The organism is Rhodococcus sp. GB-02, from assembly GCF_053470465.1.
The window spans coordinates 1469605-1496193 of sequence record NZ_JBPUKE010000001.1 but is presented as its reverse complement, the minus strand read 5'-3'; the positions used below and the strand labels follow the sequence as shown (position 1 = coordinate 1496193).

Sequence of the window (26589 nt, the reverse complement as noted above, 5' to 3'; positions counted from 1 at the left end):
CGAGCCACGCATCGATGGACGAGGAGCGGAATCGCCCTCTCTTCGAAGATGGTCTCGCACATCACCCGGAAGGGATGATCAGGCGGTCCTTCCTGCGGTCAACAGCGCAGCAACGAACTCACGCACCAACTCTCGCTCGTCGTTCTGGTCTGCCCCCGGCACCATGAGCAGCGAGAGGATCACTCGCACGATCCAGCGTGCTCGAGTGGCTACCTCGGCACCGGTCTCACCGAGCATCGCAACCCCCAGTCCGTTGATGACGTCGGATGAATTGGCAAGTTCACCGGCAAGACTCGCATCTCCCGGGGTGAACCATGCAGCCAACGTCGGCGTGCTGCGTACCGCGGACACCGCCGCGAGCATCGCCGTTTCGAGGCGCTCGCTCGGATCGTCGATGGCTGCTACCGATTCCGCGATCGCAGTTCCCAGTCTGCGAGCTTCGCGGTGAACGAACGCGATGTGTAGAGCCTGCCGATTCTCGAAGTACCGATACAGGGTGGCCCGCGAACATCCTGCAGCAGAAGCTATCTCCGCCATACCGACCGTTGCGACGCCCTTTTCGACGAACAATTGTGCCGCGCTGTCGAGGATCTTCTCGGCTGCTGCCAAAGCGCGGCCCTCACCGAGCCAGTCGTTGCTCACGGCCGGCTAACCGAGATCGGGGCGGTGAGTGGACGGCGGACGTAGTTGCCGGGTGCGTACTGCATCGCGTCGATGTCTACATGGAAGTCTGGAATCCGGGAGAGCAGCTCTTCCAACGCAACTCGTGCCTGCATCCGAGCGGCCGACGCACCCAGACAATGGTGGGCGCCATGACTGAAGGTAAGAATCTTCTGTGGCCGGCGCAAGACGTCCAACTCCGCCGCGTCGGGTCCGTACTTGTCGGGATCACGATTTGCCGCACCGTACATCAGCAAAACCTTACGTCCTGCCGGAATCACTTTGCCACCCAAGGCCACATCCCGCGTCGTGGTGCGTGCCAGACCTTGAACCGGTGAGGTGAGTCGAAGCAGTTCGTCGACTGCGTCAGTGATCAATGCGGGCTCGTCCAACAGGATCTGACGCTGGTCGAGGCGTTCGGTCAGCATCGCCACCGATCCGCCCAACATTCCTGTTGTGGTGTCGTTTCCACCGGCCACCATAGTGAAGGCAAAGCCCAGAATCGACAGTAAGCCTGACATGTCGCCTTCTTCACCGAGCCCAGCGGCCAGTAGGTGCGAAATCGTGTCGTCACCCGGTTCGACCTTGCGGCGTTCGATCAGCGAAGCGAAGTACATCATCAACTCACCGGTGGCGGCCTGCGCCGTCGTCGCCGCTGCGGCCACACCACCCGCCGAATTGGCAGCAACAATGGCCTCGGTCCAGCCGTCGAACTGATCACGGTCCGATTCCGGCACACCCAGATAATGTGCGACAACCATCGACGGCAACGGCTTGAACAATTCGACGACGATATCGCCGCTGCCACGCGCTTTCAACGCCTCGATACGTTCGACGACAAATTCGCGGACCATCGGCTCGACCGCCGACACCTGACGCGGGGTGAACCCCTTCGACACCATGCGCCGGAACTCCGACTGCACGGGCGGATCCTGCATCACGAACGGCGGATTGTCCTGCATCCCGATCTGCTCGAGTTCACCGTAGACAGTGGTCAATCCCTTTGCCGACGAATATGTCTCGTAATCGCGAGCAGCGTTGTAGACGTCTTCGTGACGGGTGAGCACCCAGTAGTCGTCCTGCGCCGCAGCTTCCGGCACAACATTGTGAACAGGATCGTTCTCGCGCAATGCGTCGTACATTGCCCACGGCGAACGCCAGGACTCCCCGGTAGAAGGAACAAATCGTGGCGATTGTGACACGGCGGTTGGCATGACTCGACTATGAGACAAATAGTCAGATGTGTCAACGTTCTACGATCAACCGTTCCTACGATCAGTATCGAGCAACTCACATCCGCGCAGAGCACTCCGGACGACGCGCAGTGGTTGCGGTCCTGCTCCCCGCGAGCATCTCCCCTTCATCAGAGACTGGTGTCTGCACCACATCGGGCAAGGCCGGGAGGTTGCCCTCTACGACAACACCGGTTCCGCCGGGTCCACCCGCAAGACAAGCGCATTCAGCCTCAACCACTGGCACGGACGCAGCGAGGACAAGAGCGGCAATTCTTACGGCGCCTTCACTCGATCGATGTCGGACAGTGAAGTTCGGGTCGCGTTCCGCAAGAGCTGCACGACCTTCCGGTGACGATCATCGATTGGCAACCGCGCGACGCGGAGAGTCGGATCGCGCACGGACAGGTGGAGGCCTACGTCGATTACGTGAGGCGATACCGCGACACCGTCGCGTGGGCAGCACTCATCGACGCCGACGAATACCTCTAACACGCACCAGGATTGGACTGGGAGGTTCTACTTGCCGGCGTTACTCAAGCAGGTTCGCATCGCGTCGTTCTCGATGCTCTGGAATACGAATCCAGGTGGACGCGCGACGGGCAACTACGAGACGTCGACACGCTCAAATACCTTGGGCTACAAAGGCACGGCTGCAAGAACATATTGCGGCTGTCGGAGATTCTGCGAGCAGACGTCCACTGGGCCTGGAAGACAACCGAACCCGACACGTTGATCCGGCCGGACAGATCGCTTTACTACTTCCGCCACTACCGCGGTTCGGAAGCGACACTCGACTTCACTCCGCTGCCGAACTTCGGACCCCAGGCTTACGAAGAAGGTGTGGACATACCAGCGGCAATCGACTTATCACAATAATGAATGTGCCTGCAAGACACAGATATTCGGGCACAGATAAACCTCCGGCCCGCGCCCCGAAGGCAATGCCTTCAGGTCGCGGGCCGGAGTGCTACCTATCCGAAAAACGGATCAGGAAAGCGACTGTGCAGCGGTGACTGCAGAAATGATTGCGATAACACCAGCGAAGAGACCGGCAACTCCGCCGATGCCCTTGCCGATTGCTTCCCAAGCCTTGAGGTCGTCTGCTGTGGAACCCATGTCTATCTCCTCATCATGGAATGTGTACGCGGTCCGCGCGCCCGGTATGTAACGGCGCTCACAATATACGTAAGACAGCCGAGTTTTAAAGTGGTGCCACCAAGTGGGACGTAACTCACATCTCATCCAGCGGGAACCCACGAGTAACAATGCGCGATTAGGACAACGCTTCGGGAACCGTTGAATGACGAGCAGGAGAACAGCAGTGGGCAAGTTGGATGGAAAAGTGGCCCTGATCACTGGCGCAGGGCAAGGCGTCGGCCAGGGAGTTGCGTTGGCACTCGCCAAGGAAGGTGCTTCCGTCGCCGTGGCGGGCCGGACCGAGTCGAAACTCGTCGTCACATGTAACGAGATCACCGAACGCGGCGGCCGTGCCGAACCGGTACTCGTGGACATCGCCGACGCGGATTCCATCACCGCCGCCGTGTCGCGAACAGTGGAACTGTTCGGCGGCGTCGACATTCTGATCAACAACGCCAGCCTCAACCCGCTCGGCAACGTCCTCGACCTCACTCCGGAGCGCCTTGCCGACGGACTGACATCCGGTCCCGTCGCGACGCTGCGAACCATGCAAGCGTGCTATCCGTTCATGAAGGAGCGCGGAGGCGGGGCGATCATCAACATGGTCAGTTCCGTGTCCGTCCGCTGGGACGCCGCCGGCTACGGCGGATACGCGGCCGTGAAGGAATCCGTCCGAGCCCTCAGTCGCGCAGCAGCCTGCGAATGGGGCGTCGACGGGATCCGAGTCAACGCGGTTGCTCCTCACGCGTCCTCGCCCGGGTTACGGCGTTGGGCAGATGCACGCCCGGAAGAGGCTGCCGCCTTTGTTGCCGGGATTCCGCTACGGAGGATCGGCGACTGCGAGACAGACATCGGGACAGCGGTGGCTTTCCTGGTCGGGCCGGATGCCGCTTATCTGACCGGAGCAACAATTCCACTCGACGGTGGTCAGTCGCGCTGGGGCTGAGAGGTTGCGTCGTCGAAGGCAAGCACCGCCGACTTGTCTTCGGCGATCGGGCGGCGGAAAACGAAACCGACCACAACGGATGCCAAAACCAACGCGGCCAGCACTATGAGCCCGACCATCCACCACATGGTTTTCAGTATGCCCGAACCCACATCGTCGAGAGTCGCGCCGGGCGCCTTCGAACTTCGTGAACCGAGCGCGAAAAATGCTTGGTACCAGTCAAATTCCTTTTTGACCGTTTCGTGAGCTTCTCGAAAACCCGTGATCGAGCGCACAATTTCGGATCTCGAACTGGGACGAGCGCGTGACTACCACCGCACCTCGGTGCATCCTGTCAGGTATGGAATCCGCTGTTTCGGCCCAAGTCGCCGACGGAAGCACCCTTACGCACCCGTGGGGCGGGACAAGCAACATCACCGATCTTGGTGGTGATGTTCACTGGATCGACTTCGGCGGTCCCAGCGGAGCGCCGCCCATCGTGCTCGTTCACGGACTGGGCGGCTCACACCTCAACTGGGTTCGGGTGGCACCAGCACTGGCGGCGCACACGCGTGTGTACGCACTGGACCTCGCGGGATTCGGACTCACCTCTGCCCGTGGGCGACACACCGGCGTCGATGCCAACTCAGCACTTCTGAATCGCTTTCTCGACACAGTGGTCGGTGAACCCGCCGTCCTGTTCGGCAATTCCATGGGCGGAATGGTCTCCGCGATGGCGACCCACGCCAGTCCCGAATCAGTGGCCGGCCTGGTCCTGGTGGATCCGGCACTCCCCCTGCCCGTCCAACTTCCCGACCTGACCGTCGCCGCACAATTCGCGCTCTACTCGATGCCGTACGTCGGCGAGCAGGTTCTCGGCTTCGGACGTCGGAAGATGTCAGACCACCAATTGGCCGCACAGATGACCAGATTGTGTTTCGCCGATCCGACGCGAGCAGACCCCGCGGTTCTCGAAGCGGGCGCCGCGCTGACGGCGATTCGCCGCAACGAACCCGCTCAGGATGCCGAGTTCCTCCAGGCAGCACGGTCACTGCTGAGGACCCTCGCCCGCCCGGCCTCGTATCGAAAGACCCTGCGAGAGATCATGACTCCGACGCTCCTGATGCACGGCGACCGCGATCGACTGGTCCCGGTCGAGGCCGCACGGGCAGCGGCTGCCGCTCATCCACACTGGACCACCATCATTCTCGGCGATACCGGCCACACCCCTCAGTTGGAGATTCCGGACGAGTTCTCACGCCATGCGCTCGCGTGGCTCGATCGCACGGGGTTGATCACGAACTGACCCGTACCGGCACCACAACGGTGGAACGTCCTTGCCGATCGAGCAAGTGCCCCATCAACTTCGGTATCCCGAGGACGATCCGGCGAAGATGACATTGGCAGGTCCGGCCCACAGGTAAGCGCGAACGGTCAAATACTCCAAAGCTCTCGAGCCCTGGGAATGTGTCGGGGTACTCGCGTAGCGTGAGAATCGCGCCTTCATTGGCCAGCCCGCTCTGTGTCCCTTGCTTGTGTATCCGTTTCGGTAAAGGAGAGTTTTCAGATGCCCGCACGTACAGCGCTCGACGGAACGCCCTGTTGGATCGACCTCACCAGCTCAGACACCGCGGTTGCCAAATCCTTCTACACCAACGTGTTCGGTTGGCAGGCTGACGCAAACGACGACCCGCAGTACGGCGGCTACGCGATCTTCAGCAAAGACGGTCAGCCCATCGCCGGGCTAGGCCCCCAGCAGGAGGGAAACCCGTACGGCGACGTCTGGACCACCTACATCTCCTCTGCTGATGCGGCAGCGTCGGCGTCCAAGGCCGAAGCCGCAGGCGGCATGATCATGATGCCGTCGATGCAGGTCGGTCCCCAGGGCAGCATGGCGATCGTGGGCGATCCGGCCGGTGCCGTCGTCGGTATCTGGCAGGCAGATCAGCACAATGGCTTCGGGCTGGTGGGCGAGGCGAGCACACCGGTGTGGCACGAGACATTGTCCAAGAACTACGCCGCAGTTCTGCCGTTCTACACCGACGTGTTCGGCTGGACCTACGAGTCCATCGGCGACAGCGACGAGTTCCGGTACTCACAGGCCAAGCAGGGCGACACCGTCGTCGCCGGTTTGATGGATGCCAGCTCGTTCCTCCCGGCGGAGGTGCCGTCGTTCTGGCAGGTGTACTTCGGGGCGGACGACACGGATGCTGCAGTCGCCAAGGTCGTCGAATTCGGCGGCAGCGTTTTGCGGGATCCCGAGGACACGCCCTTCGGCCGTCTCGCATCGGTTGCCGATCCTCTCGGTGCCAAGTTCCAGATCTCGACGATCATGGAGTGAACTTCCGCGCGCAGATTTGAACACTCGCCCAGAAGGTATGCAGTTTTCTGTGTCCAACGCCTAATCTCATGGGATGCCCGCCCCCGCACCTCTCCTCGATGTGTACTCCCAGCCGACTCTGTCGACGCTTGCGCCGTCGGTACTCGCTTCCCTCGGCGTGAGCGGCGAAGCGAACCGTCTCGATCTGCAGCCCAGCAAAAAGACCGTCATTCTGCTGGTAGACGGGATGGGCGCGAATTTGCTCGCCCGCAACGCCGAACATGCACCATTCCTGAATTCGCTCGCCGGAACGCCCATACGGGCAGGATTCCCCACGACCACGGCCACCAGCATCGTCTCGCTGGGGACCGGTCTGCCGTCGGGAGCGCACGGCATCACCGGCTACCAGTCCTACGTCGAAGAAGCCGATTCGGTGTTCAACTGGCTGGGCTGGCACAGCGCAGGCAAGAAGGATTCTCAGACCGACTCCATCGTCCCGGAGACCCTGCAGCCGCAGGCCACGACCTTCGATCGCGCAGCGGCCGCCGGCATCACCGTCACTACCGTCGTTCCGTCTAAATTCGACGGCAGCGGCCTCACCCGGGCGGGAATGCGCGGTGCCCAGTTCGCCGGGATCCAGGCGTACGGAGACCTCCTCGCTCGCACGGTGGCCGCGTCGAAATCCGCGGACCGGACATTCACTTACTGCTACATCAGTGAGATCGACGCGCTGGGCCACGTCTACGGGCCCGAGTCTGAACCGTGGACATTCCAACTGATGCTTGTCGATCGACTGGTCGAACAACTCGCCGCGGCTCTCGGTCCGGACGTCAGATTGCTGGTGACGGCTGACCACGGAATGGTCGACGTGTTGGACGAGAACAAGATCGACTTCGACAACACTCCGATTCTGTCAAAAGACGTACTCGCTCTTGCCGGTGAACCGCGTTGTCGTCACATCCACACCAGAGAAGGCGCCGCGCAAGATGTTGCGGACCGCTGGCGTGCCGAACTTGGTGACCGCATGTGGATCGGGACCAGATCCGAGGGCATAGTCGCGGGATTATTCGGGCCCGCAGTGCATTCCGAGTATCACGGCCGGATCGGTGATGTCATCGCCATTGCTTCCGGGGACGTGGCCGTCGTACGTCGATCTGTCGAATCGGGACTGTCCGGCCTCCGTGGACAGCACGGCGCCCTCACTCCGGATGAACTGCTGGTACCGCTCTTGTCCTCAGGGCAGCAGTAGGGCTCGCGCCCGGCGAATCTCGGGAACCCCGACGACCTTGCATGCGCCCAACAGGACGACGGCACCAACGGCCGCACCCGCCGACAATGAAATAACAGCAGCAAGCCTGGGCTCGGGGACTCGATTCTGAACCGCCACCACCAAAGCCAGCGCACAACCGCCTGCCAGAACTGCCGCCGTCGAAATCCTTCCGACGGTGGCCCGCACGTGGCGGAATCCCAACAGTCCATATCGCTTTCGAAGCAGGACGTGGCCCAGCACCGCTCCGCACACGTAGGAGAACGAGCCGGCTGCACAGACGGCCAGGACCAGCGTTTCGTCACTCGCCGACAGTGACGCAAGAAGAACAAGCGCCGTCTTGGCAACTACCATCACCACGGCTATCGCCGCGGGAGTTCGGGTGTTGTTGTCGGCGTAAAACACTCGGAGCTGAAGCATGACCATCGCAAACGGCACCAGCCCGAATGCGCTGACTGCCACGGCAGTTCCGATCAACCGGGCGCCGCTGCCGTCTACTCGGCCGAAGAAGATCAGGGTGGTCAACGAAGGACCGAAGACCATGAGCGCCACGGTAACCGGAATCAGCGCCACCACCGAATACCGAGCTCCCCGGCCGAGGTCGGATACGACGCCGTCGTCGTATCCCGCAGCAACCGACCTGGCGATCCGCGGCATCAGCACCGTCAACAACGACACACCGAGAACGCCGTACGCCACTTGAAACAGCAGATCCGCGTGCGTGTACATCGAGTAGACGTGACGTGAGAGCGTCACCTTCATCGTCACCCACACCCCAACCTGACCGGCAACGACGTACACCAGAACCCACCCGAGCAACGGCGCCCCGACGCGCACCGGGCGCCAGGTGTGCGGGACGACCCGCACGCGAAGGCGCCACCGAAACCCGTTGCGGTGCAGCGCTCGAGCAACGACGGCGGTTTGCGCCACGATCCCGAGCAGAGTACCGATACCGATCACCAGAACCTGCGCCATTGTCATCGACTCGGGAGTCAGAGCCACCGGCCCCGGGATGCACAGGAAGACTGCGACCGTCACCAGAAGGACGACGTTGTTGATCACCGGCGCCCAGGCCGGCGCACCGAACACCGATCGAACACTGAGCACAGCCGTCATCATCGCCGTGATGCCGTAGAAGAAGATCTCCGGCAGAAGCAAATACGCGAAGAGCGTCGTGAGCTCGCGTTGAGCCGGATCATCGATCACGGCCGAGACCAGCGGCGGCGCGCACACCACGGCCACTGCCGTCACGAGAGCAAGAGCAAGCGCTCCCACAGTGAGGACGCGCTGCGTCTGCTCACGTTCGAGCTTCCGCCCACGGCGTCGTTGCCGCGTCAGATACGGAAGCAGGACACTGGCGAGAATCCCGCCGAGGAGGAGCTGATAGACCATGTTGGGGAAGCTGTTGGCCGCGTTGTACGCATCGCTGACCAGGGCAATGCCCAGGACAGCGGCAAGGGCAAGGGTGCGGACGAAACCGGTGATCCGGCTGACCGTGCTGGCGAGCGCCACTTGCCCGCCCATCTTTGCCAAGCTGCCGCCCGTCTCACCCGTACGTTCGGACTCCCCCACGCTCTCGACCATCTCGCCAGGGTGCCACATCGCAGTGCTCAACGCGCCGGACCGGAAACGACCGCCCTCCTGGAAACGACTGAGCGCCCCGAACCGAAGTTCGAGGCGCTCAGTACGTACGCGTGAAGATCAGGCTGATTCTGCCCCAGCCAACGGCGGCATGACGACAACCTGACCGGCGAAGGACAGACCGGCACCGAAGGCGAGAAGCAGGGCCTTGTCGCCCGCCTTGCACTGGCCGTCGCGCAGCATCTGCTCCATAGCGAGCGGGATCGACGCCGCGGACGTGTTGCCTGTCTCGGCGATGTCGTTGGAGACCGGGAAGCCCTCGGGCAGCTTCATGCTGCGAGCGATGACCTCGTTGATGCGCTGGTTTGCCTGGTGCGGCACAAAAGCGTCGATGTCCTCGATACCCAGCCCCGACTTCTCCAGGGTACGAGTGGCGACCTTGCCCATCTCGAAGGCAGCCCAGCGGAACACCGCGGTACCGGCCATCTTGATCCACGGCCGAGGTCCGGTCGGGTTCTTGGTGTAGTCGAGCCAGCTCGGCTCCTGAACGATGGCGTCGGACTGGCTGCCGTCCGAACCCCACTCGACCGGGCCGATTCCGACGGTATCGCTCGGGCCGACGACAACTGCGCCTGCGCCGTCACCGAAGATGAAGCGAACGCTGCGATCGGTGGGCTCGGTGGCCTCGCTCATCAACTCGACGCCGACCACAAGAACGTGATCTACGGTGCCACCGCGAACGAGGTCGCTGGCCACCGCAAGGGCGGTACAGAAACCGGCGCAACCTGCTGCGACGTCGAATGCAGCCGGACCCTTGATACCGAGCTCGTGGGCGACGATGGACGCAGCCTGAGGAGTCTGCAAGTCCCACGTCGACGTCGCGATGATCACGGCGCCGATCTGCTCGGGCGCCATGCCACTGACGTCCAGTGCTTTACGGGCCGCGCTGATCGACATCGCGAGGATGCCTTCACCTTCGCCGGAGAACCGGCGCGACTTGATACCCGATCGCGTCTGGATCCACTCGTCGGTGGAATCGATCAGCTCGCAGATCTCGTCGTTGGTCACGACTCGCTCCGGGCGGTGAACGCCGAGCCCGAGAAGGACGGACTGCCGACCTCCGGCCACACTGGCAATCGGCTTACCCATTGATCGATCTCCTCGTTGGTTTCTGGTGATGACGCGCATTCGACATCACACGTTACGTACAGGACATAAGCCCCTGCCTCTCAGGTCACCGTTCGATCACGGCAACAACATGAGGCTGGCTCACATTACGCTTCGGTCAGGTATGTAGTCCAGATCCACGATCAGGCGCGTAAATGAGCTAGAACTGCCAAAACACGACGATGCCCGCTCTCGGAAGCCGACAGGCCGAGTTTTGCGAAGATATTTCCTATGTGCTTGCTCACAGCAGTGTCGCTGACGACCAATTTCCTGGCGATTTCCTGATTTCCCAGCCCCTCCGCCATCAGGCCGAGAACCTCGGACTCGCGTGGGGTCAGTGATCTGATCGGATCGTCGGCGCGTCGACGGCTCATCAGTTGGGATACGACCTCGGGATCCATCACGGTTCCGCCGTCGACGACCCGGTTCAATGCGTCGACGAACTCGGCTACCTTGCCGACCCGTTCCTTGAGCAGGTACCCGACCCCGCCGGCGCCTCCGGCCAACAATTCACCGGCGTAGCGATCCTCGACGTACGCAGAAAGGACCAGGACGGGAAAGCCCGGGCGAAGCTTGCGCACCTCGATCGCCGCTCGAAGCCCCTCGTTGGTGAAAGTAGGAGGCATCCGGACGTCGAGCACCGCGGCGTCGGGGGCTGTCTCCTCGAACACCGTGAGGAACTGTGCGGCGTCGGAGACGGCAGACACCTCGAAGCCCTCTCCGCGGAGCAGCAGTGCCAGCCCTTCTCGCAGGAGAGCGTCGTCCTCGGCAATCAGAATCCGCACGGTAGTTCCACCCTCATCGTTGTCGGTCCACCCTCCGGGCTCTCCAATACTGCGGTTCCTTCGAAAGCCTCGACCCGGCGTCGGATACCCGCCACGCCGCCGCCCGGGCGTTCGTTCGCGCCGCCCTGACCGTCGTCGATCACATCGATGAGCATCGTCTCACCCAACGAGTCGTCCGACGTCTCCGTCCGTGCCGTGACGGTGACGCTGCTCGCTCCGCTGTGTTTTGCGACGTTGGTCAAGGCCTCGGCGACGACGAAGTACGCAGCAGCCTCGACGGCAGCCGGGGCACGGCGGAGTTCGTCGATCTCGAGCACACAAGGCACGGCGGAGCGCCCGGCGAGCGCGGAGATCGCGCCCTCCAGACCCAACTCGTCGAGGATCGGCGGGTAGATGTCGTGCACCAACGTCCGGAGTTCGCTCAACGCCTCGGTGGCCGCATCCTGGGCCCGATGCAGTTGTGGCAGAGCCTGGTCCGGATTGTTCTGCAACGACCGCTCGGCCATCCCCAGCATCATCACCACCGCGACCAGACGGTTCTGCGCGCCGTCGTGCAGATCCCGCTCGATGCGCTTGAGTTCGGCCGAATGTGCGTCGAGCGCCGCAGCGCGGCTGGCCGTCAGGGCGGTGACGCGCTTCGAGAGGTCCGAACGCGTGTCCGGCGCAAGCAAAGTCGTGGTCGACCAGCTGATCCACTTCGCCATCGCGGGGATCAACCACCACGCGATCAGGAGGTACAGGATGCCGATCAACGGCATTCCGGCAGCGCCCAACCACGACGTCACGGGGTACGGATTGTTGACGGGTTCACCGGCGGGCATCTGCTGCCAGTACAGCGGGACAGCAATCGAATTGAGTGCACCGAGTGGCAGCGCAATGGTCAGCATCGCCGCGACGAAAGCCCCCAGACCATGAATCGACAACCAGGCCGCGTCGCGCCTCGTCGACTGATCGGTGAGGAACCGGCGCCAGTCCCCGAAGGTCGGATTGCCGGGCATCGGCGGGTATCGCTGCAGAACAGGGCGTCCGGTGTACGCAGCCGTTCGCTTACGAGCCAGGCCCGCCCACCACCGGAGCACTCGCACGTACGACGGCAACAGCAACCAGCCGACGATCAAAATCGAGAGCGACAAAAGAATGAGACCGACCATCAACAGGAACAAGGAGACCACAGCTGCCGCACCCTCGACGAGTACGTACACCGCAGCCCTGGTTCTCTTCTTCACTGCACCAGCATGCCGCACCGCACCGCACGATCCACTACAGCTGGCTACACCATCGATTCGGGACTCTGCTGGATGTCGACGAATGCCGAATCTCCATAGCGTTCATCCCATGAAGAATCGACACTCGGTCCTCGCCCCGCCGGCTCCTGGTGCCACGGCCGCTCGAACATCTGCCGTGCGACTCGAAGGCGTCAGCAAGGTCTACGGCAACGGCCGCGGCGCCGTGACCGCCCTCGACAACATCAGCCTCACCCTGCCGCGCAGCACCTTCACCGCCGTGATGGGCCCGTCCGGCTCAGGTAAGAGCACTTTCCTGCACTGCGCCGCGGGCCTCGACCGACCGAGCAGCGGATCGGTGTGGTTGGGCGACACCGAGATCTCACAGCTGAAGCCGAAGGCCCGCAGCATCTTCCGACGCGATCACATCGGTTTCGTCTTCCAGGCATACAACCTGCTCGGCGCTCTCGACGTCGAACAGAACGTCACGCTACCGCTGCTGCTCGCCGGACGACGAGCCGACAAGCAGTACCTGACCTTCGTCCTCGAATCCGTCGGGCTCGGATCACACCGAAAGCGCAAGCCCTCCGAACTGTCCGGCGGCCAGCAGCAACGCGTCGCCATCGCGCGCGCCCTCGTCACCCACCCCGACGCACTCTTTGCCGACGAGCCGACCGGCGCCCTCGACTCCCGCAGCGCCAAGCAGGTGCTGGAGTTGTTGCGCCGGACAGCCGCCGAGTTCGATCAGACCATCGTCATGGTCACGCACGACCCGGTGGCCGCGTCGTACGCCGATCGTGTGCTGTTCCTCGCCGACGGGAAACTGGTCGGGCACATCGACCGACCGACACCGCAGCAGATCGCCGAGCGCATGACACACCTCGGGGACTGGTGATGATGAAAGCGCACACTTTTGCCCATCTGAAAGCGCACCGCTCCGGGTTCGTCGCCGTGTTCGTCTCCGTATTCTGCGCAGCCCTCCTCACCTCCGGTTTGGGTGTACTGCTGGAATCAGGAGTGCGAGGCGGAGTCTCACCACATCTCTACGCCGGTGCCGACGCCGTGGTCAGCGCGCCGCAGGCACTCGTCGTCAAGGAAGACGCCGATCAGCCTTTTGCCGAGCGAGTTCTCCTCGACGGTGATGCGGTCCGCAAGCTCGAGGCACTCGACGTCACGGTGGTTCCCGACATCTCCGTCCCCGTCAGCACCGCCGAGGGCGTCGTACTCGACGCACATCCTTGGAACACAGCACAACTGGCGCCGTACTCGCTCGCTGAGGGTCGCGCTCCGCAGAGCCGCGACGAGGTGGTCTCGACCACCGGCGCCGCCCTCGGCGAGCGAATCACGCTGGCTCACGGCGGCTTAGTGGGCGATTACACCGTTGTCGGCACAGCAGATTCCTCTTCGGTGCCGTCACCCGACCGTCCGGCACTGGTCTTCCTCGACGACAAAGAGGCCGGCCGGTTGTGGCCGCACCAGAACTCGGTCACCGCAGTCGGATTGATCGCACCCGAAGGCGTGAATGCCGCCGCTCTCGCTCGCGAGGCACTCGCTGGGACCGGCGCCGAGATCTCGACCGGCACCGCTCGCGGAGGCATCGAATTCCTCGACGCCGGTGCTGCGCGGACTCAGTTGATCGTGCTCTGCGCCACGTTTGCGGGCCTTGCATTGATGGTCAGCATGTTCGTCGTTTCCAGCACACTGTCGCTCTCGATCAACGCCAGGCGCCGAGAGTTCGCTCTGCTGCGTGCAATCGGAGCCACCACTCGGCAGGTCCACGTCATGATCGGGCGTGAAGTGCTGCTCGTTGCTGCAGCTGCTGCGGCCCTCGGCGCGGTGCCCGGATATCTGCTCGCCCGAGTTCTAGGCGCACAGTTCGCCGCAGCCGGGGTCATGCCCACAGATTTCGCGTTGGCCTACAGCCCCCTTCCGGCGATCGCGGCATTCCTGATCTGCGTACTCACTGCCCGCGCTGCCGCTGCGATCGCTGCCCGTCGGCCGGCAAAGCTCGACCCTGTCGAAGCACTCCGCGAATCCGAAAGCGGCCCGGCGAAACTGGGCCTCGGACGCATCATCACCGGGCTGATCTTCGGCGCCGCCGGCCTCAGCGCGTGCATCCTCCCAGCTTTCCTGCCCGGCAGCGTGGCAGCCGCCGGAGCCGGTTCGAGCGCGCTGCTCTTGATCTTCTCGGTCGCGCTGCTCGGCCCGTTGTTGGTGCGCGGCATCATCAAGGCCCTCGGCGGCCCGCTGCGCCGTAGCCGATCGGCGTCGAAAGTTCTCGCTGCCGCCAACGCCGAATCCAACTCGAGGCGACTCTCGTCGGCCGTTGTTCCCTTGGCTCTCGCAATCGCGCTGGGCTCGGTGCAGTTCTTCAGCCAGAGCACCGTCGCAGCCGAGGCGACCAATCAGTCGATCAAGGGCGTCACCGCAGACCTGATCGTCGGCGCTCCGGCCGGTATAGCTCCCTCGCTCCTCGACTCGATTGCAGCGGTGCCCGGTGTGAGTGCGGCAAACCCCGTGGTGCGCAGCCAGGTCTTACCGGTACCGAGTGGCGAGGAAGGCGGCTCAGCCGACAGCGCGATCGCGGCCCAGGGCATCGACGCCGCCAGTGCCGACGCGACCCTCGATCTCGCGGTGACCGAAGGCGACCTGAGCGCTCTGACCGGCGATACCGTTGCCGTGAGCGAAGACGGCGCCTTCACACTCGGAGCCAAGGTTGGCCAGCGCGTCGACCTCTATCTGGGTGACGGAACGCTGGTGCATCCGATGGTCGTCGCGAAATACGGTCGCGGCCTCGGATTCGGGGACGTGACCATGCCGATCGAGACTTTGCGTCAGCACTCCACCGACGCCCTGATCGACACCGTTCTGGTTACTGCCGAACCCGGACGGTCGACTGAAGTACAGCAGTCGTTGCAGTCCTTCCCCTCGATCGCCGCGATGAACCAGGACCAGTTCGGCGCCGCAGGCGAAGATCAGCGGCGTATGCAGTCGTGGGTCAGCATCCTCGCCGTCCTCGTCCTACTCGGTTATCTGGCCGTCGCCGTCGTGAACACTCTGGTCGCCGCCACTGCCGAGCGTTCCCGCGAGTTCGCGCTCCTGCAGCTGGTGGGCTCGCGGACGAAGCAGGTCCGAGCGATGATGCGCATCGAATCGTTGATGGTGGTGGGAATTGCCGTCGTGGTCGGATCGCTGATCGCCCTGCCGCCGCTGATGGGCATCGCCGTGGCGGTGTCCGGGCAGCCGATCCCGTCGATCTCACCGGTGATCTACGGTTCCATCGTCGCCGTGACCGCGGTTCTCGGGTTTGTCTCCATCGCGATCCCGACTCGCGCCGCCCTGCGCAAGAACCCGATGGACGGTGTCCGCAAGAACTGAGTGCCACTACCGTCGTCATCTATGGATGCGGCCGCCTGGGACAAGAAGTACGAAGAATCCGAGCTCGTCTGGGGCGCTCCTCCCAACGAATTACTGGTGGAATACGCAACGGCCCTCCCCCACGGCCAGGCACTGGACCTGGCGTGTGGCGAGGGCCGTAACGCGTTGTGGCTCGCAACTCGCGGTTGGGAGGTGACCGGCGTCGACTATTCGGCCGCCGCGATCGAGAAAGCCCGCACGATCGCGGCCCGGTCACCCCGATCGGTCCTCGACCGTCTCGACTACCGATGCGGCGACGTCACCGTCGCGGATTACGCCCCCGGAAACGGGCAGGCATACGACTTGACCCTGCTTCTTTACCTTCATCTGCCCGCACCACAACGCACCCTGGTTGTGAACCGTGCCATAAATTCTCTGAAACCTGATGGAATCCTCATGATTTTGGGTCACGACCGAAGCAACATCGACTACGGCGTCGGCGGGCCGCAAGATCCCGAAATCCTTTACACACCAGAAGAATTGATGCAAGAGTTCCGCGGACAGCTCGAGTTCGAGATCGCCGGAAATCCCCACAGACACACCGAAACGGGAATCGCGATCGACGCGCTGGTCATCGGACGCAAATCCGGTGTTGGCAATGCAAAGAACGGCTAGTAACATGTATTAAGTTACCGACGAGTAATAAACTTCGGGCGGTACTAGGAGTGCTGGACCGCACCACCTCACTGGGAGAAGCAGAAGACATGGGCCATTACAAGAGCAACGTTCGGGACCTGGAGTTCAACCTCTTCGAGGTTCTCGGACTGGAGAAGCCACTGAGCGAAGGCGCTTGGGGCGACCTGGATGCCGACACTGTCCGCAACATGCTGGCAGAGGTCGCACGCCTGGCCGAGGGACCGCTGGGCGAATCTTTCGCCGACGCGGACCGCAACCCCCCTGTCTTCGATCCTGAAACGCACACCGTTGCACTTCCGGAATCCTTCAAGAAGTCGTTCAAGGCTCTGTGGGACGCCGAGTGGTACCGCATGGGACTGAGCGAAGAGGTCGGCGGCGTGCCGGTTCCCCGCTCCGTCGTGTGGGCCATCGGTGAGCTGATCCTGGGCGCACAGCCCGCAGCGCACATGTACCAGGCCGGACCCGCCTTCGCGGACGTGCTGTTCAACAACGGCACCGAAGAGCAGAAGAAGTGGGCAGCCACCATCGTCGAACGCGGATGGGGCGCCACGATGGTCCTCACCGAGCCCGACGCCGGCTCCGACGTCGGTGCCGGACGCACCAAGGCGATCAAGCAGGACGACGGCTCCTGGCACATCGAGGGCGTCAAGCGCTTCATCACCTCGGCCGACTCGGACGACCTGTTCGAGAACATCTTCCACCTCGTTCTCGCTCGCCCCGAAGGCGCCGGACCCGGCACCAAGGGCCTGAGCCTGTTCTTCGTCCCGAAGACGCACTTCAACTTCGAGACCGAAGAGTTCGGCGAGCGCAACGGCGCCTTCGTCACCAACGTCGAGCACAAGATGGGCCTGAAGGTCTCCGCCACGTGTGAGGTCACCTTCGGCGGCCACGGCATCCCCGCACAGGGCTGGCTGGTCGGCGAGGTCCACAACGGCATCGCCCAGATGTTCGACGTCATCGAGCACGCTCGAATGATGGTCGGCACCAAGGCAATCGCCACCCTCTCCACCGGTTACCTCAATGCTCTCGACTACGCCAAGCAGCGTGTGCAGGGCGCAGACCTGACCCAGATGACCAACAAGGCCGCGCCGCGCGTGACCATCACGCACCACCCCGACGTGCGTCGTAGCCTGGCAATGCAGAAGGCATACGCCGAAGGCCTGCGCGCGGTGTACCTCTACACCGCAGCACACCAGGACGAGGTTGTCGCCAAGCTCGTCTCGGGCGCAGACAAGGACACCGCGTTCCGCGTCAACGACCTGCTGCTCCCGATCGTCAAGGGCGTCGGCTCCGAGCGTGCGTACCAGTACCTGACGGACAGCCTGCAGACCCTCGGTGGCTCCGGCTTCCTGCAGGACTACCCGATCGAGCAGTACATCCGCGACTCCAAGATCGACTCGCTGTACGAAGGCACCACGGCCATCCAGGCTCAGGACTTCTTCTTCCGCAAGATCGCCCGTGACCGCGGCGTCGCGCTCGCTCACGTTGCCGGACAGATCAAGACCTTCATCGACAGCGAAGCCGGCAACGGCCGTCTGAAGGCGGAGCGCGCACTGCTCGCCACCGCACTCGAAGACGTCCAGGCCATGGCTGCCACGCTCACCGGCTTCCTCATGGGAGCTCAGGAGCAGCCCACCGAGCTGTACAAGGTCGGCCTCGGTTCCGTCCGCTTCCTGATGTCCGTGGGCGACCTGCTCATCGGCTGGCAGCTGCTCCGTCAGTCCGAGATCGCTCTCGCAGCACTCGACAACGGCGCTTCCGACAAGGACAAGAGCTTCTACGAGGGCAAGGTCGCCATCGCGTCCTTCTTCGCCAAGAACGTCCTGCCGGAACTCACCGCTTCGCGCGAGATCGTCGCGAACACCGAGAACGACATCATGGAGATCGACGAAGCAGCATTCTGATTCGTTCCTGATTCATGAAAAGTGCCGGTCCCGAGAATGTTTCGGGGCCGGCATTTTTGTTGTCAGCGGTCATCTGCGCTCGACGGTCGGGCAACTTATCTGTGCGGACAGTACGGACGTCGTCGGTTGTTCGCCGGCTCTCGCCGCCGTTCCGGTCATTGCGATTGCCAGACGCGTTCGGTCCGAGGAACCGGTCATCTCGAAGGGCGAGTCGTCACTGATACCGAAAGACACGAACTCTCCACTTTGATCGGAGAACTTCACTATCGCTCCGGATCGCCCTTGCTCCGGACTCTCGTTCACCATTACGTACAAGTGAAAATCGCGTCCCGGATACTCGCCGCCTCCGTCGTATTCGTAGAACGAACTCGTGTGCACCTCGTACGTCCATTGACGGTAGCCAGTTGGAGTGGCATCTCCGGAACCCGATTCGATACACGTGACAGATCCGGGCACCGAGACTTTGGCAGCGCCCGTCCAAGCCCCCGACAGCTTTATCGCTCCGTATGGCGCATCTTCGGCAGGCAAGTTCGGAACATTCGGAGGACCAGCAGCCGGATTGCGTCCGGTGAACGCGAAACGCTCTTCGCTGGACACGAACGGGGGCGACTCGCGCTCACCGGCACAGGAGACAACCGAGAGGGCGGCCATGACTAGTACCGCGCACATACCGCGCCTACGAACCGGCACCTCGACTCCCCCCGTCCCATTTCCAACAGAATACATACCGTTCGGTCTCCAAGTTACCGAACGTGTCCGACACATCCCATTCATGGGACCGCTCGCCCGCTACCGATGTGATTGGGTGAGCACAACATCAACTGAACCGGCACTCGGATTCGGTATCGGACCGAGTACAGCGACAGATAGGTGATCATGGTGGTCGCACCAGAGCACGCACAACTCGATTACGCCCCAGAACTGGCATTGACCGCCACGGACCTGGCGCTCGACGGCCCATGGGGGCCGGTGTTCGGACCCGTCAATCTCGAGATTCGTGCGGGCGGTGTGACCATCCTCGAAGGCTCGGCCGGTTCAGGACGTACGTCCTTACTTCTGACACTCAGCGGACGAATGAAAGCCAGTTCCGGATCTCTGTCCGTCTTCGGTCGAACGCGTCCCCGAGAGATCTTCGAGATCGCCGGGGTCGCCGGGTTCGAGGACATCGACGAGCTTGCCGAGTCCGTCACCGTCCGAGATTTGATCACCGAACAAATTCGCTGGGATGCGCCCTGGTACAAGCTCATCGGACGTGCCGGTGACCGCGAACTCGAAGCGGTGTGCGCTCCCGTCTTCGGCGATCATCCGTTACCTGCGCTCGGCCGGTACGTCAGCGATCTCGGGGAACTCGAGGCGACCCTGCTGCGTATCGCCGTCGCGAACACGAAGAAACCGGCCTTGCTTGTCGTCGACGATCTCGAACAGGTGCGGCGCGACTCCGAACGCGCATACCTCGTCGAGCGACTCGTCGAGATGGGGAGCTACCAGACCATCATCGCGTCGACCGTCAACCCGCTGCCCGACGGATCACCCATCGAAGCCGTCACCCTGCTCCAAGAAGTCACCAATCCCGACCAAGAAGGCGCTAGGTAACCGCGATGCTCGCTGGAATGTCTCTCGGAACCGAACTCAAGCGGTTCTCCCGCGGCGCGATGCCCAGAATTGCACTCGTCACCATCATCTTGATGCCGCTCCTGTACGGCGCGATGTACCTGTGGGCCTTCTGGAATCCATTCGGTGAGGTCAACAAGGTCCCCGTAGCGCTGGTCAACACCGACCGTGGCGCAATGGTGCAGGGTCAAGAGCTCAAGGCGGGCGACGAAGTCAGCAAAGCACTTCTCGATTCCGGTGAGCTCGATCTCCACCTGGTCTCACAGCAGGAAGCCGAACAGGGAGTCTCGGACGGCACGTACTACTTCTCTCTCACCCTGCCCGAGAATTTCAGCGAGGCCGTTGCCTCCCCGACGTCCAAGGACCCCCACAAAGCTCAGTTGCAGTTCACCTTCAACGACGTCAACAACTACCTCGGCACCATCATCGGCCAAAATGCCGCCCAGCAGGTTCTCAGTCAAGTCAGCGACAAGATCGGCGCGCAATCCGTCGAGACGGTTCTGGTCGGATTGACCGATGCGGGTGCAGGTTTGAAGCAGGCCGCCGACGGAGCACTCCAGCTCTCGGCCGGAGTGAACACTGCCAATGCCGGAGCCGGCGAATTGGCGTCGGGCTCGAAAACTCTGGCAGACAACATGGTTACCGCACGTGACGGCGCAGCCACTCTTGCCGGCGGTACAGCGCAACTCTCGACCGGCATCAATACCGCCACGGACGGCGTCCTCGCACTGACCGACGGTTTGGGGCAACTCGATCTCGGAGCCGTCCAACTTGGCGACGGCGCAAGCCAACTCAGTGGTGGCGTCACCCAGGTCGTCGACCAATTGAGCGTCCTCGGGAACACACAATCAGACGTCGCACAGCTGGTCGGGCAGGCAGTGGCCAGTCTTCGACTGAACCCGGATCCGGTCAGCCAACAGATCGCCAATGCCCTAGCGCCTGCCCAGGAAATGCTGCGCACTCAGGGTTTCGGTGAAGCGACCATGGGCCAACTGAGCGAACTCAAGAGCGGTGCACAACAACTCGCTTACCAACTCGACGATCCGTCGAGCACCTTCCGAGCCGGGCTGAATGCCGCGGCCAACGGCGGCGGTGAACTCCGCAACGGTCTGGTGCAGCTTCGTGACGGCGGTCAACAGGTCAACGACGGCGCTCAAACCCTCAGTAGTGGACTGGTTCAACTCACCGACGGTAGCGTCCAACTCTCCGACGGTGCGGCCAAACTCGCCGACGGCACCGAGCAACTTCGCGCCGGGTCCTCCGAACTTGCAACCAAACTCACCGAGGGCGCCGGTCAGGTTCCCAGTTGGACCGATCAACAGCGAACCGCAACCGCTCAAACGCTCTCCAGCCCGGTCGAACTGCAGGAGACGTACGAGAACCGGGCCAGCACTTTCGGTACCGGTTTTGCTCCATTCTTCCTGCCCCTCGCGCTGTTCGTGGGCGGCATCATCACCTGGATGCTGCTCAAGCCGCTCCAGAACCGGCCCATCGCAAACGGGCTCGGTGCGCTGCGAGTGGTCCTCTCCTCGTACTGGCCGGCATTGCTCATCGGCATCTGCCAGGTGATCGTGATGTACCTGGTCGTGCACTTTGCCGTCGGTCTGCACCCCACACACGCCCTCGGCACTGTCGGATTCCTGATGCTCATCACTGCCACCTACATGGCGTTGATCCAGGCGTTCAACGCCATCTTCGGAGTCTCTGTCGGACGCGTCATCACCCTGGCGTTCCTGATGCTGCAACTGGTTTCGGCCGGCGGCATCTATCCCGTCGAAACCACCGCGAAACCGTTCCAGATCATCCACCCGTTCGACCCCATGACCTACGCGGTGAACGGGCTACGACAACTCACCGTCGGCGGTATCGACTCGAGGCTGTGGGTCTCGATCGCCGTCCTCGGTGGCCTTCTCGTCGCCTCACTCGGCGCCAGTTCACTTGCCGCACGTCGCAATCGGCAATGGACCATGGACAGGTTGCATCCGCCGATCGAGGTCTAGGCCTCGGGCCAAGGCTCCACGGTCAGCGCAGGCCATTCCCTGCGCCACCGTGCCGCCTTGGCCTCGTAAACCTCTCTCGGCGCCAGCACCGGGTTGGGGCGGACGATCATGCCGAAAAGATCGTCGTATCCATGCGGGGCATACACGTCGACGGTGCCGTCCGATGCCTTGCTGATCCCGAAACAGCAAGTTGTGGAAGCGAAGTGGTCAATAGCGTCGCGGCAACTGGTGAACGGAACGCCGGGAATCCCGAAATGCTGCTCGTACCACAGGTGCACGCGAGCTTCGTTGCGCACTTCGACATCGACATCCACATCGGCGAACAGTTTTGCGGCCGAACGAATCACGCGATCTTCCGCGTCGTAGCTCAGATCGCCGGCGTCGAAATAGAAGAGGTCGTAGTCCTTGATTCCGGCTCCGGGGTCACGGCCGTCGATGTGATTCCAGACGGTTTGGAAGAGCCCACCTGCGGTCAGGTACCACTCAGCCAACTCCAACTTCGGCGCCCGATCCACGATCGTTGCGACCACCGGATTGGCCAGGGCGATCTCGAGAAATCGTTCACGCATGCTCTTCAGCCTCTCATATGACAAGGAAACTTGACATCTAGTGACAAGTATTCTTTACTTTTCCCATGACTGGAAAGGCTGGCGACAACAACGTGCGGGAGCACCGACGCCTCGCCGGCCTCACCCAGGCGCAACTGGCCACAGCAGGTCAGGTGAGCAGACAGAGCATCGTCTCCGTCGAACGTGGTGACTACGCACCGAGCGTCTACCTGGCACTTCGTCTGGCACTGGCGCTGGGGACCACCGTCGAAGCGCTCTTTCCCCTACCCGAATCGGCACTCACCGCAGAAATTCCAGAGGAGACGGCATGAGCACCATGATGAAGGCAATGCGGTTCGTCGGAGATCTGGACGACGACTTCTACAAGGACGAGCGCCAGCGCGACGTCTGGAACGAAGCCTCGGCGGTGGGCTTCCAATTCGCCTACTGGATTGCGTTGATCGCAGCGGCGATTCTCCCGTGGGTTGCCGGCCGAACCGGCGCATGGATTTCATTGGGACTGGTCATCGGATGGTTTATCTGTTCGATGGTGGTGCTCCGCTACGCGCAGGCTCACGACGTCGACGTCTACGCGAGCATGAAAGGTCTGCAGCCCCGATCTCTCGTGGCTGGGTCCGTCTATCTGATCGCATTGATCGGCGTCGTCGCCCAACTCGTAACTCGTCCGGGCGACGGAATCGCGACCTGGGCCGGCGCTGGGGTCGGTGCACTCGTCGGCGTCACGGCAGCCGCCCTAGCCGTAAAGCACCACCAACAGCGCGCCAAGCGACGCGAAGCGGCCGAAGAACTTCTCTGACTTCCGGAAGTCTGCCCGGCACAACGGAATCCATAGAGTTGGTAAAATCGTGCCAGGTCAACCGATCGCGAGTAACGTCGAAACGGTGAGCACTCGCCTCGGATACCAGATGCCCAACTTCAGCTACGGCGGTCCGGTCAAGGACCTCTTCCCCACCGTCATAGCGCAGGCCCGCGAAGCCGAAGCCGCAGGCTTCGACACTGCATTCGTGATGGATCACTTCTACCAACTCCCCGGAATCGGAGCGCCGGACGCCCCAATGCTCGAGGCCTACTCCGCGCTCTCCGCGCTGGCGACGGCCACCGAGACCATCCAGTTGTCTGCACTGGTCACGGGAAACACCTACCGCAATCCGCCCATGCTCGCCAAGACCGTCACCACCCTCGACGTGGTGAGCGGCGGTCGGGCCATCCTGGGTATCGGCGCCGGTTGGTTCGAACTCGAACACAATTCGTTCGGATACGAGTTCGGAACTTTCACCGAACGCTTCCAGAGACTCGACGAAGCACTGCAGATCATCGCGCCGATGCTCCGCGGTGAGCGGCCCACCTTCGACGGCAAGTGGTACCACGTCAAGGACGCCATCAACGAGCCTCGCGTCCGCGACGACCTGCCGATCCTGCTCGGCGGCGGCGGAGAGAAGAAGACGTTCGGGCTCGCCGCTCGCTTCGCGGATCATCTCAACATCATCTGTGGCCCGTCCGAACTGCCGCGCAAGATGGAAGCACTTGCGGCACGCTGCGACGAAGCCGGCCGCGACCCCGCGACCCTCGAGACCAGCTTCCTGACGTTCATGATGATCGACGAGGACGGTGACAAAGCTCGCGCGCATCAGCGGACATTCCTCGCGGAACGTGGTCTCGACATCACCACGGCGCCGGAGGACGTTGTCGCCAAGGCCACCGAACGTCATTTCGTGGGCAGCCCGGACGACGTCGCCGAGCAAGTTCAGACGCGCATCCTCGACCACGGCATCGACGGCGTCGTGATCAACCTGATCACCAACGGCGAAGAGCCAGGCATCGTCGACCTCGCGGGCCGCACCCTCGGCCCACTCGTCGGCAAGTAGTTCCCTACTCGCACTTCACGATCGGCACCGGGTCGTACTTGACGGTCCGGGTGTTCGAGGAAATCTCGGCACCACTCGCGTGGTCGGTGATCACGCGAGTGTCGCTGACCGTGAATCCGGGCGCACCGCTCGAAGCCACACAGCCAGGCCCCTCCGGCAACGTCACGGTGTTCGGCGACGTCGGCGACGTACGCGGGCCGGTCGTCGAAGCGACATCGACGGTTTTGGTTCCCCAGATCCGAACGGTGATGTTCGACGACGTCGCAATCGTCTCGATCATCACGCCGGTCTTCGCCGGATTACGGAACTGCAGGTCGATCGCACCATCGAAGATTGTCGCCTCACGAGCCTCCGGGTACCGCGAGATGTAGTAACTGTGCTCGGTGTGTGCAACGTCGTCCATGCCAGCGAAGTACGTCGCGTTGTAGAGCGTCGTCGCAAGCTGACTGATACCGCCGCCGACAGCCTTGTCCGGGCGCCCGTTGTTGATGATCCCTGACTCGACGTACCCCTGAGCGGCACCGCGTGGACCGGTGTATTCGTTGAGCGAGAACGTATCCCCGGGCTTGATGACCGCACCGTCGATCGCCGACGCAGCCAGGCCGATGTTCACACCGGACGCGTATTCGAAACCACCGGTGGTGAATTCGCCGATCACCTCGTTGATGCCGAGTGCGTTCGCGGCTTCGGTGGTCAGCGCCGGCGGAACCGGACCGTACACGGCAGGGGTTGCCCGAGAAGCCGTGCTGCCCAGCAGAACCGGAAGTTCCTTGACCGTGTCCGGCCAGTTGATCAGATCTCCGACAACACCAGGCACAACCGTCGGCTTACCACCGGCGAAGGTGAACGACGCATCCTTGGGTTGCACTTCCGTCGACACCAACTGCGGAGTCAGAATCTTGATCGCGGCATCCGTGTTGTACTGCGGGGTCAGCCCACCCGAGCCGTCGGGTGTGAAGGTCAGCACCTCGCCGATCTGGTCGACGCCGAGCGTCGCGACCTTGCCGTCACGGCCGTTGACCACGACGTCACCCGAGACGGCCGGAATAGCGATCTCCTGCAGTGCACGATCGACACCGGCCTGAGTGACGGTGACCGGCACTTCGTCGACTGGAAGATCGACGACGCCACCGTCAGACCACTCGGCGGCGAACGTGGCTCCCGCCTGCTGCGCTTCGAGTGCCTGGCCGGCGGCGGGCGAAATACCCGTCGCCTTACCGTCCTCGAACACGACTGCACCTTCGACGGGCGCACGATCGCTGTTTGCCGCAAGCTGCGACATCGAGGCGTCCAACGCCCCCTGGTCGACGGTCGACACGACCGGAACCTCGCGGGAGCCGAAGAACGACGTGATGCGGGTGATCGGGTTGATGGGCTGAGCGTTCACACCGGACAACGTGGCCGACCAGTCGACATCAACACCCGCAGACGCAGGAACGATCTCGGAGTCGACGCCGCCGGCATGGACGGCTACGGGTTCGACAAGCCTTGGGCCGAGTTCGGAGCGCAGCGTGGTTTCCGCGTCGGCGGGCGTGAGATCACCGATGTCGACCCCGGCGACCTGCGTGCCTCGGGGAGTTTTCCCCGACGACGTGAAGATGTCCACTCCGTAGGCAATCACTGCGACGGCAAAGATGGCGCCGACTGCTATCGCCGGTTTGACCCACTTGCGGGAAGACGCCGGAGCGGGCGCCACCGGTTGTTGCGGTGGCGGGGGTGCAACTACCTCTGGTTCGCGGACAACAGGCTCGTACTGCTGCTGGATGGGTTCGAATTGCTGCGTGTCGTACTGCTGCACGAACTCGGGGCGCGGCGGCTTCGGGGGAACCACAACTGCCGGGGGCTCGAACTGCTGTGTCTGCTCGCCGATGGCTTCTGTCGCCGGAGCCGAGTCGACAACTTCCGTCGGCGGTGCGTCGTCCGCCGGGACGACAGGGATGACGGTGGTGACCTCGTTTGCCGATTCGTCATCGGTCAGTTGGTAGTGGGCCGGCTCGCCGACGATTGGCTCGTCGACGGTCGCTTCTGTGGAATCGATTGCGTCTTCGTCGACAGGCTTCGGTGCTTCGACCGGTTCAGGCTTTACTGTTTCAGCTTCGACAACTGCCTCGGTGTCCTCAGGGGTCTGGGTTTCCTCGACCGATTCGTCCTCTTCGACCGCCTGAGGTTCCTCGACCGACTCGAGTTCCTGCTCTGGGAGGGACGAGTCCTCGCTGTTCGTCTTCTCGACGGACGGACCCTCTTCGTCACTCACCTGTTGGCTCCTCGCTGCATCAACCGTCGCTGC

The 26589-nt window shown here is 62.8% G+C and carries 26 protein-coding genes; 15 read left to right on the top strand and 11 right to left on the bottom strand.

Going from position 1 to position 26589, the window contains the following annotated elements; all coding sequences use genetic code 11:
- Positions 1-78 precede the first annotated feature (78 nt).
- Positions 79-642: a TetR/AcrR family transcriptional regulator gene (locus ACSW29_RS07060; protein ID WP_317828471.1), complete on the bottom strand. Its 564-nt coding sequence runs from the start codon at positions 640-642 to the stop codon at positions 79-81.
- Positions 639-1874 carry a cytochrome P450 gene (locus ACSW29_RS07055; protein WP_448276925.1) on the bottom strand — a complete coding sequence of 412 codons (1236 nt, stop codon included), beginning with the start codon at positions 1872-1874 and terminating at the stop codon, positions 639-641. Before ACSW29_RS07055 ends, ACSW29_RS07060 begins: the two co-directional genes overlap by 4 nt.
- 369 nt (positions 1875-2243) lie before the next feature.
- Here ACSW29_RS07055 and ACSW29_RS07050 point away from each other — a divergent pair, with 369 nt between their 5' ends.
- Together ACSW29_RS07050 and ACSW29_RS07045 are read left to right on the top strand one after the other, a co-directional pair.
- On the top strand, positions 2244-2384 hold the full coding sequence (locus ACSW29_RS07050) for a hypothetical protein (protein WP_448276924.1): 141 nt from the start codon (positions 2244-2246) through the stop codon (positions 2382-2384).
- A gap of 12 nt (positions 2385-2396) precedes the next feature.
- Positions 2397-2771, top strand: a complete 375-nt coding sequence (locus ACSW29_RS07045; RefSeq protein ID WP_448276923.1) for a hypothetical protein — start codon at positions 2397-2399, stop codon at positions 2769-2771.
- Positions 2772-2882: 111 nt separating this feature from the next.
- On the opposite strand, the gene ACSW29_RS07040 is transcribed toward ACSW29_RS07045, so the two are convergent.
- Positions 2883-3011: a hypothetical protein gene (locus ACSW29_RS07040; protein WP_003945944.1), complete on the bottom strand. Its 129-nt coding sequence runs from the start codon at positions 3009-3011 to the stop codon at positions 2883-2885.
- A 205-nt stretch (positions 3012-3216) separates the two neighbouring features.
- Here ACSW29_RS07040 and ACSW29_RS07035 point away from each other — a divergent pair, with 205 nt between their 5' ends.
- On the top strand, positions 3217-3978 hold the full coding sequence (locus tag ACSW29_RS07035; protein ID WP_448276922.1) for an SDR family NAD(P)-dependent oxidoreductase: 762 nt from the start codon (positions 3217-3219) through the stop codon (positions 3976-3978).
- Here ACSW29_RS07035 and ACSW29_RS07030 read toward each other — a convergent pair.
- Positions 3960-4106, bottom strand: coding sequence for a hypothetical protein (locus ACSW29_RS07030; RefSeq protein ID WP_448276921.1), 147 nt, complete (start codon positions 4104-4106; stop codon positions 3960-3962). The two genes, ACSW29_RS07035 and ACSW29_RS07030, sit on opposite strands and share 19 nt — an antisense overlap.
- A gap of 212 nt (positions 4107-4318) precedes the next feature.
- On the opposite strand from ACSW29_RS07030, the gene ACSW29_RS07025 reads away from it, so the two are divergent.
- The 3 genes from ACSW29_RS07025 (at position 4319) to ACSW29_RS07015 (ending at position 7526) form a co-directional block, all read left to right on the top strand.
- Positions 4319-5263, top strand: coding sequence for an alpha/beta fold hydrolase (locus ACSW29_RS07025; protein ID WP_448276920.1), 945 nt, complete (start codon positions 4319-4321; stop codon positions 5261-5263).
- 261 nt (positions 5264-5524) lie between these two features.
- Positions 5525-6298, top strand: a complete 774-nt coding sequence (locus ACSW29_RS07020; RefSeq protein ID WP_317828467.1) for a VOC family protein — start codon at positions 5525-5527, stop codon at positions 6296-6298.
- 73 nt (positions 6299-6371) lie between these two features.
- Entirely contained in the window at positions 6372-7526 is a 1155-nt protein-coding gene (locus ACSW29_RS07015) for an alkaline phosphatase family protein (protein ID WP_317828466.1), read from the top strand.
- Here ACSW29_RS07015 and murJ read toward each other — a convergent pair.
- The 4 genes from murJ to ACSW29_RS06995 all read right to left on the bottom strand — a co-directional run bounded on the left by murJ (position 7512) and on the right by ACSW29_RS06995 (position 12303).
- Positions 7512-9128 carry a murein biosynthesis integral membrane protein MurJ gene (gene murJ, locus ACSW29_RS07010; protein WP_448276919.1) on the bottom strand — a complete coding sequence of 539 codons (1617 nt, stop codon included), beginning with the start codon at positions 9126-9128 and terminating at the stop codon, positions 7512-7514. The genes ACSW29_RS07015 and murJ overlap by 15 nt on opposite strands.
- Positions 9129-9245: 117 nt before the next feature.
- Entirely contained in the window at positions 9246-10274 is a 1029-nt protein-coding gene (locus ACSW29_RS07005) for a beta-ketoacyl-ACP synthase III (protein WP_448276918.1), read from the bottom strand.
- Positions 10275-10435: 161 nt separating this feature from the next.
- Positions 10436-11077, bottom strand: a complete 642-nt coding sequence (locus tag ACSW29_RS07000; RefSeq protein WP_003945784.1) for a response regulator transcription factor — start codon at positions 11075-11077, stop codon at positions 10436-10438.
- Positions 11065-12303 (bottom strand): sensor histidine kinase, encoded by a 1239-nt coding sequence (locus ACSW29_RS06995; protein ID WP_448276917.1) that lies wholly within the window; start codon positions 12301-12303, stop codon positions 11065-11067. The genes ACSW29_RS07000 and ACSW29_RS06995 overlap by 13 nt, the downstream gene beginning before the upstream one ends.
- Before the next feature lie 109 nt (positions 12304-12412).
- Here ACSW29_RS06995 and ACSW29_RS06990 point away from each other — a divergent pair, with 109 nt between their 5' ends.
- The 4 genes from ACSW29_RS06990 (at position 12413) to ACSW29_RS06975 (ending at position 18257) form a co-directional block, all read left to right on the top strand.
- Positions 12413-13195 (top strand): ABC transporter ATP-binding protein, encoded by a 783-nt coding sequence (locus ACSW29_RS06990; RefSeq protein WP_095971362.1) that lies wholly within the window; start codon positions 12413-12415, stop codon positions 13193-13195.
- Complete coding sequence (locus ACSW29_RS06985) at positions 13195-15678, top strand: FtsX-like permease family protein (RefSeq protein WP_448276916.1); 2484 nt, start codon at positions 13195-13197, stop codon at positions 15676-15678. The genes ACSW29_RS06990 and ACSW29_RS06985 overlap by 1 nt, the downstream gene beginning before the upstream one ends.
- A gap of 21 nt (positions 15679-15699) precedes the next feature.
- The gene (locus ACSW29_RS06980; RefSeq protein WP_448276915.1) at positions 15700-16332 is read left to right on the top strand and encodes a class I SAM-dependent methyltransferase; all 633 of its coding nucleotides are present in this window, start codon (positions 15700-15702) and stop codon (positions 16330-16332) included.
- A gap of 89 nt (positions 16333-16421) precedes the next feature.
- Positions 16422-18257 carry an acyl-CoA dehydrogenase gene (locus tag ACSW29_RS06975; protein ID WP_347871955.1) on the top strand — a complete coding sequence of 612 codons (1836 nt, stop codon included), beginning with the start codon at positions 16422-16424 and terminating at the stop codon, positions 18255-18257.
- A gap of 69 nt (positions 18258-18326) precedes the next feature.
- Here the strand turns inward: ACSW29_RS06975 and ACSW29_RS06970 are convergent, their stop codons facing one another.
- Positions 18327-18947: a hypothetical protein gene (locus ACSW29_RS06970; RefSeq protein ID WP_448276914.1), complete on the bottom strand. Its 621-nt coding sequence runs from the start codon at positions 18945-18947 to the stop codon at positions 18327-18329.
- Positions 18948-19127: 180 nt separating this feature from the next.
- Here ACSW29_RS06970 and ACSW29_RS06965 point away from each other — a divergent pair, with 180 nt between their 5' ends.
- Positions 19128-19850: an ATP-binding cassette domain-containing protein gene (locus tag ACSW29_RS06965; protein WP_347871656.1), complete on the top strand. Its 723-nt coding sequence runs from the start codon at positions 19128-19130 to the stop codon at positions 19848-19850.
- A gap of 5 nt (positions 19851-19855) precedes the next feature.
- On the top strand, positions 19856-21868 hold the full coding sequence (locus tag ACSW29_RS06960) for a YhgE/Pip family protein (protein ID WP_448276913.1): 2013 nt from the start codon (positions 19856-19858) through the stop codon (positions 21866-21868).
- On the opposite strand, the gene ACSW29_RS06955 is transcribed toward ACSW29_RS06960, so the two are convergent.
- Entirely contained in the window at positions 21865-22437 is a 573-nt protein-coding gene (locus ACSW29_RS06955) for a nucleotidyltransferase family protein (protein ID WP_448276912.1), read from the bottom strand. The two genes, ACSW29_RS06960 and ACSW29_RS06955, sit on opposite strands and share 4 nt — an antisense overlap.
- A gap of 65 nt (positions 22438-22502) precedes the next feature.
- On the opposite strand from ACSW29_RS06955, the gene ACSW29_RS06950 reads away from it, so the two are divergent.
- The 3 genes from ACSW29_RS06950 to ACSW29_RS06940 all read left to right on the top strand — a co-directional run bounded on the left by ACSW29_RS06950 (position 22503) and on the right by ACSW29_RS06940 (position 24302).
- Positions 22503-22748: a helix-turn-helix transcriptional regulator gene (locus tag ACSW29_RS06950; RefSeq protein ID WP_019747144.1), complete on the top strand. Its 246-nt coding sequence runs from the start codon at positions 22503-22505 to the stop codon at positions 22746-22748.
- Entirely contained in the window at positions 22745-23233 is a 489-nt protein-coding gene (locus tag ACSW29_RS06945) for a hypothetical protein (protein ID WP_317828455.1), read from the top strand. The genes ACSW29_RS06950 and ACSW29_RS06945 overlap by 4 nt, the downstream gene beginning before the upstream one ends.
- 85 nt (positions 23234-23318) lie before the next feature.
- The gene (locus ACSW29_RS06940; RefSeq protein WP_317828454.1) at positions 23319-24302 is read left to right on the top strand and encodes an LLM class F420-dependent oxidoreductase; all 984 of its coding nucleotides are present in this window, start codon (positions 23319-23321) and stop codon (positions 24300-24302) included.
- Between the two features lie 4 nt (positions 24303-24306).
- Here ACSW29_RS06940 and ACSW29_RS06935 read toward each other — a convergent pair whose 3' ends face one another.
- Entirely contained in the window at positions 24307-26556 is a 2250-nt protein-coding gene (locus ACSW29_RS06935) for a VanW family protein (protein WP_317828453.1), read from the bottom strand.
- Positions 26557-26589 lie beyond the last annotated feature (33 nt).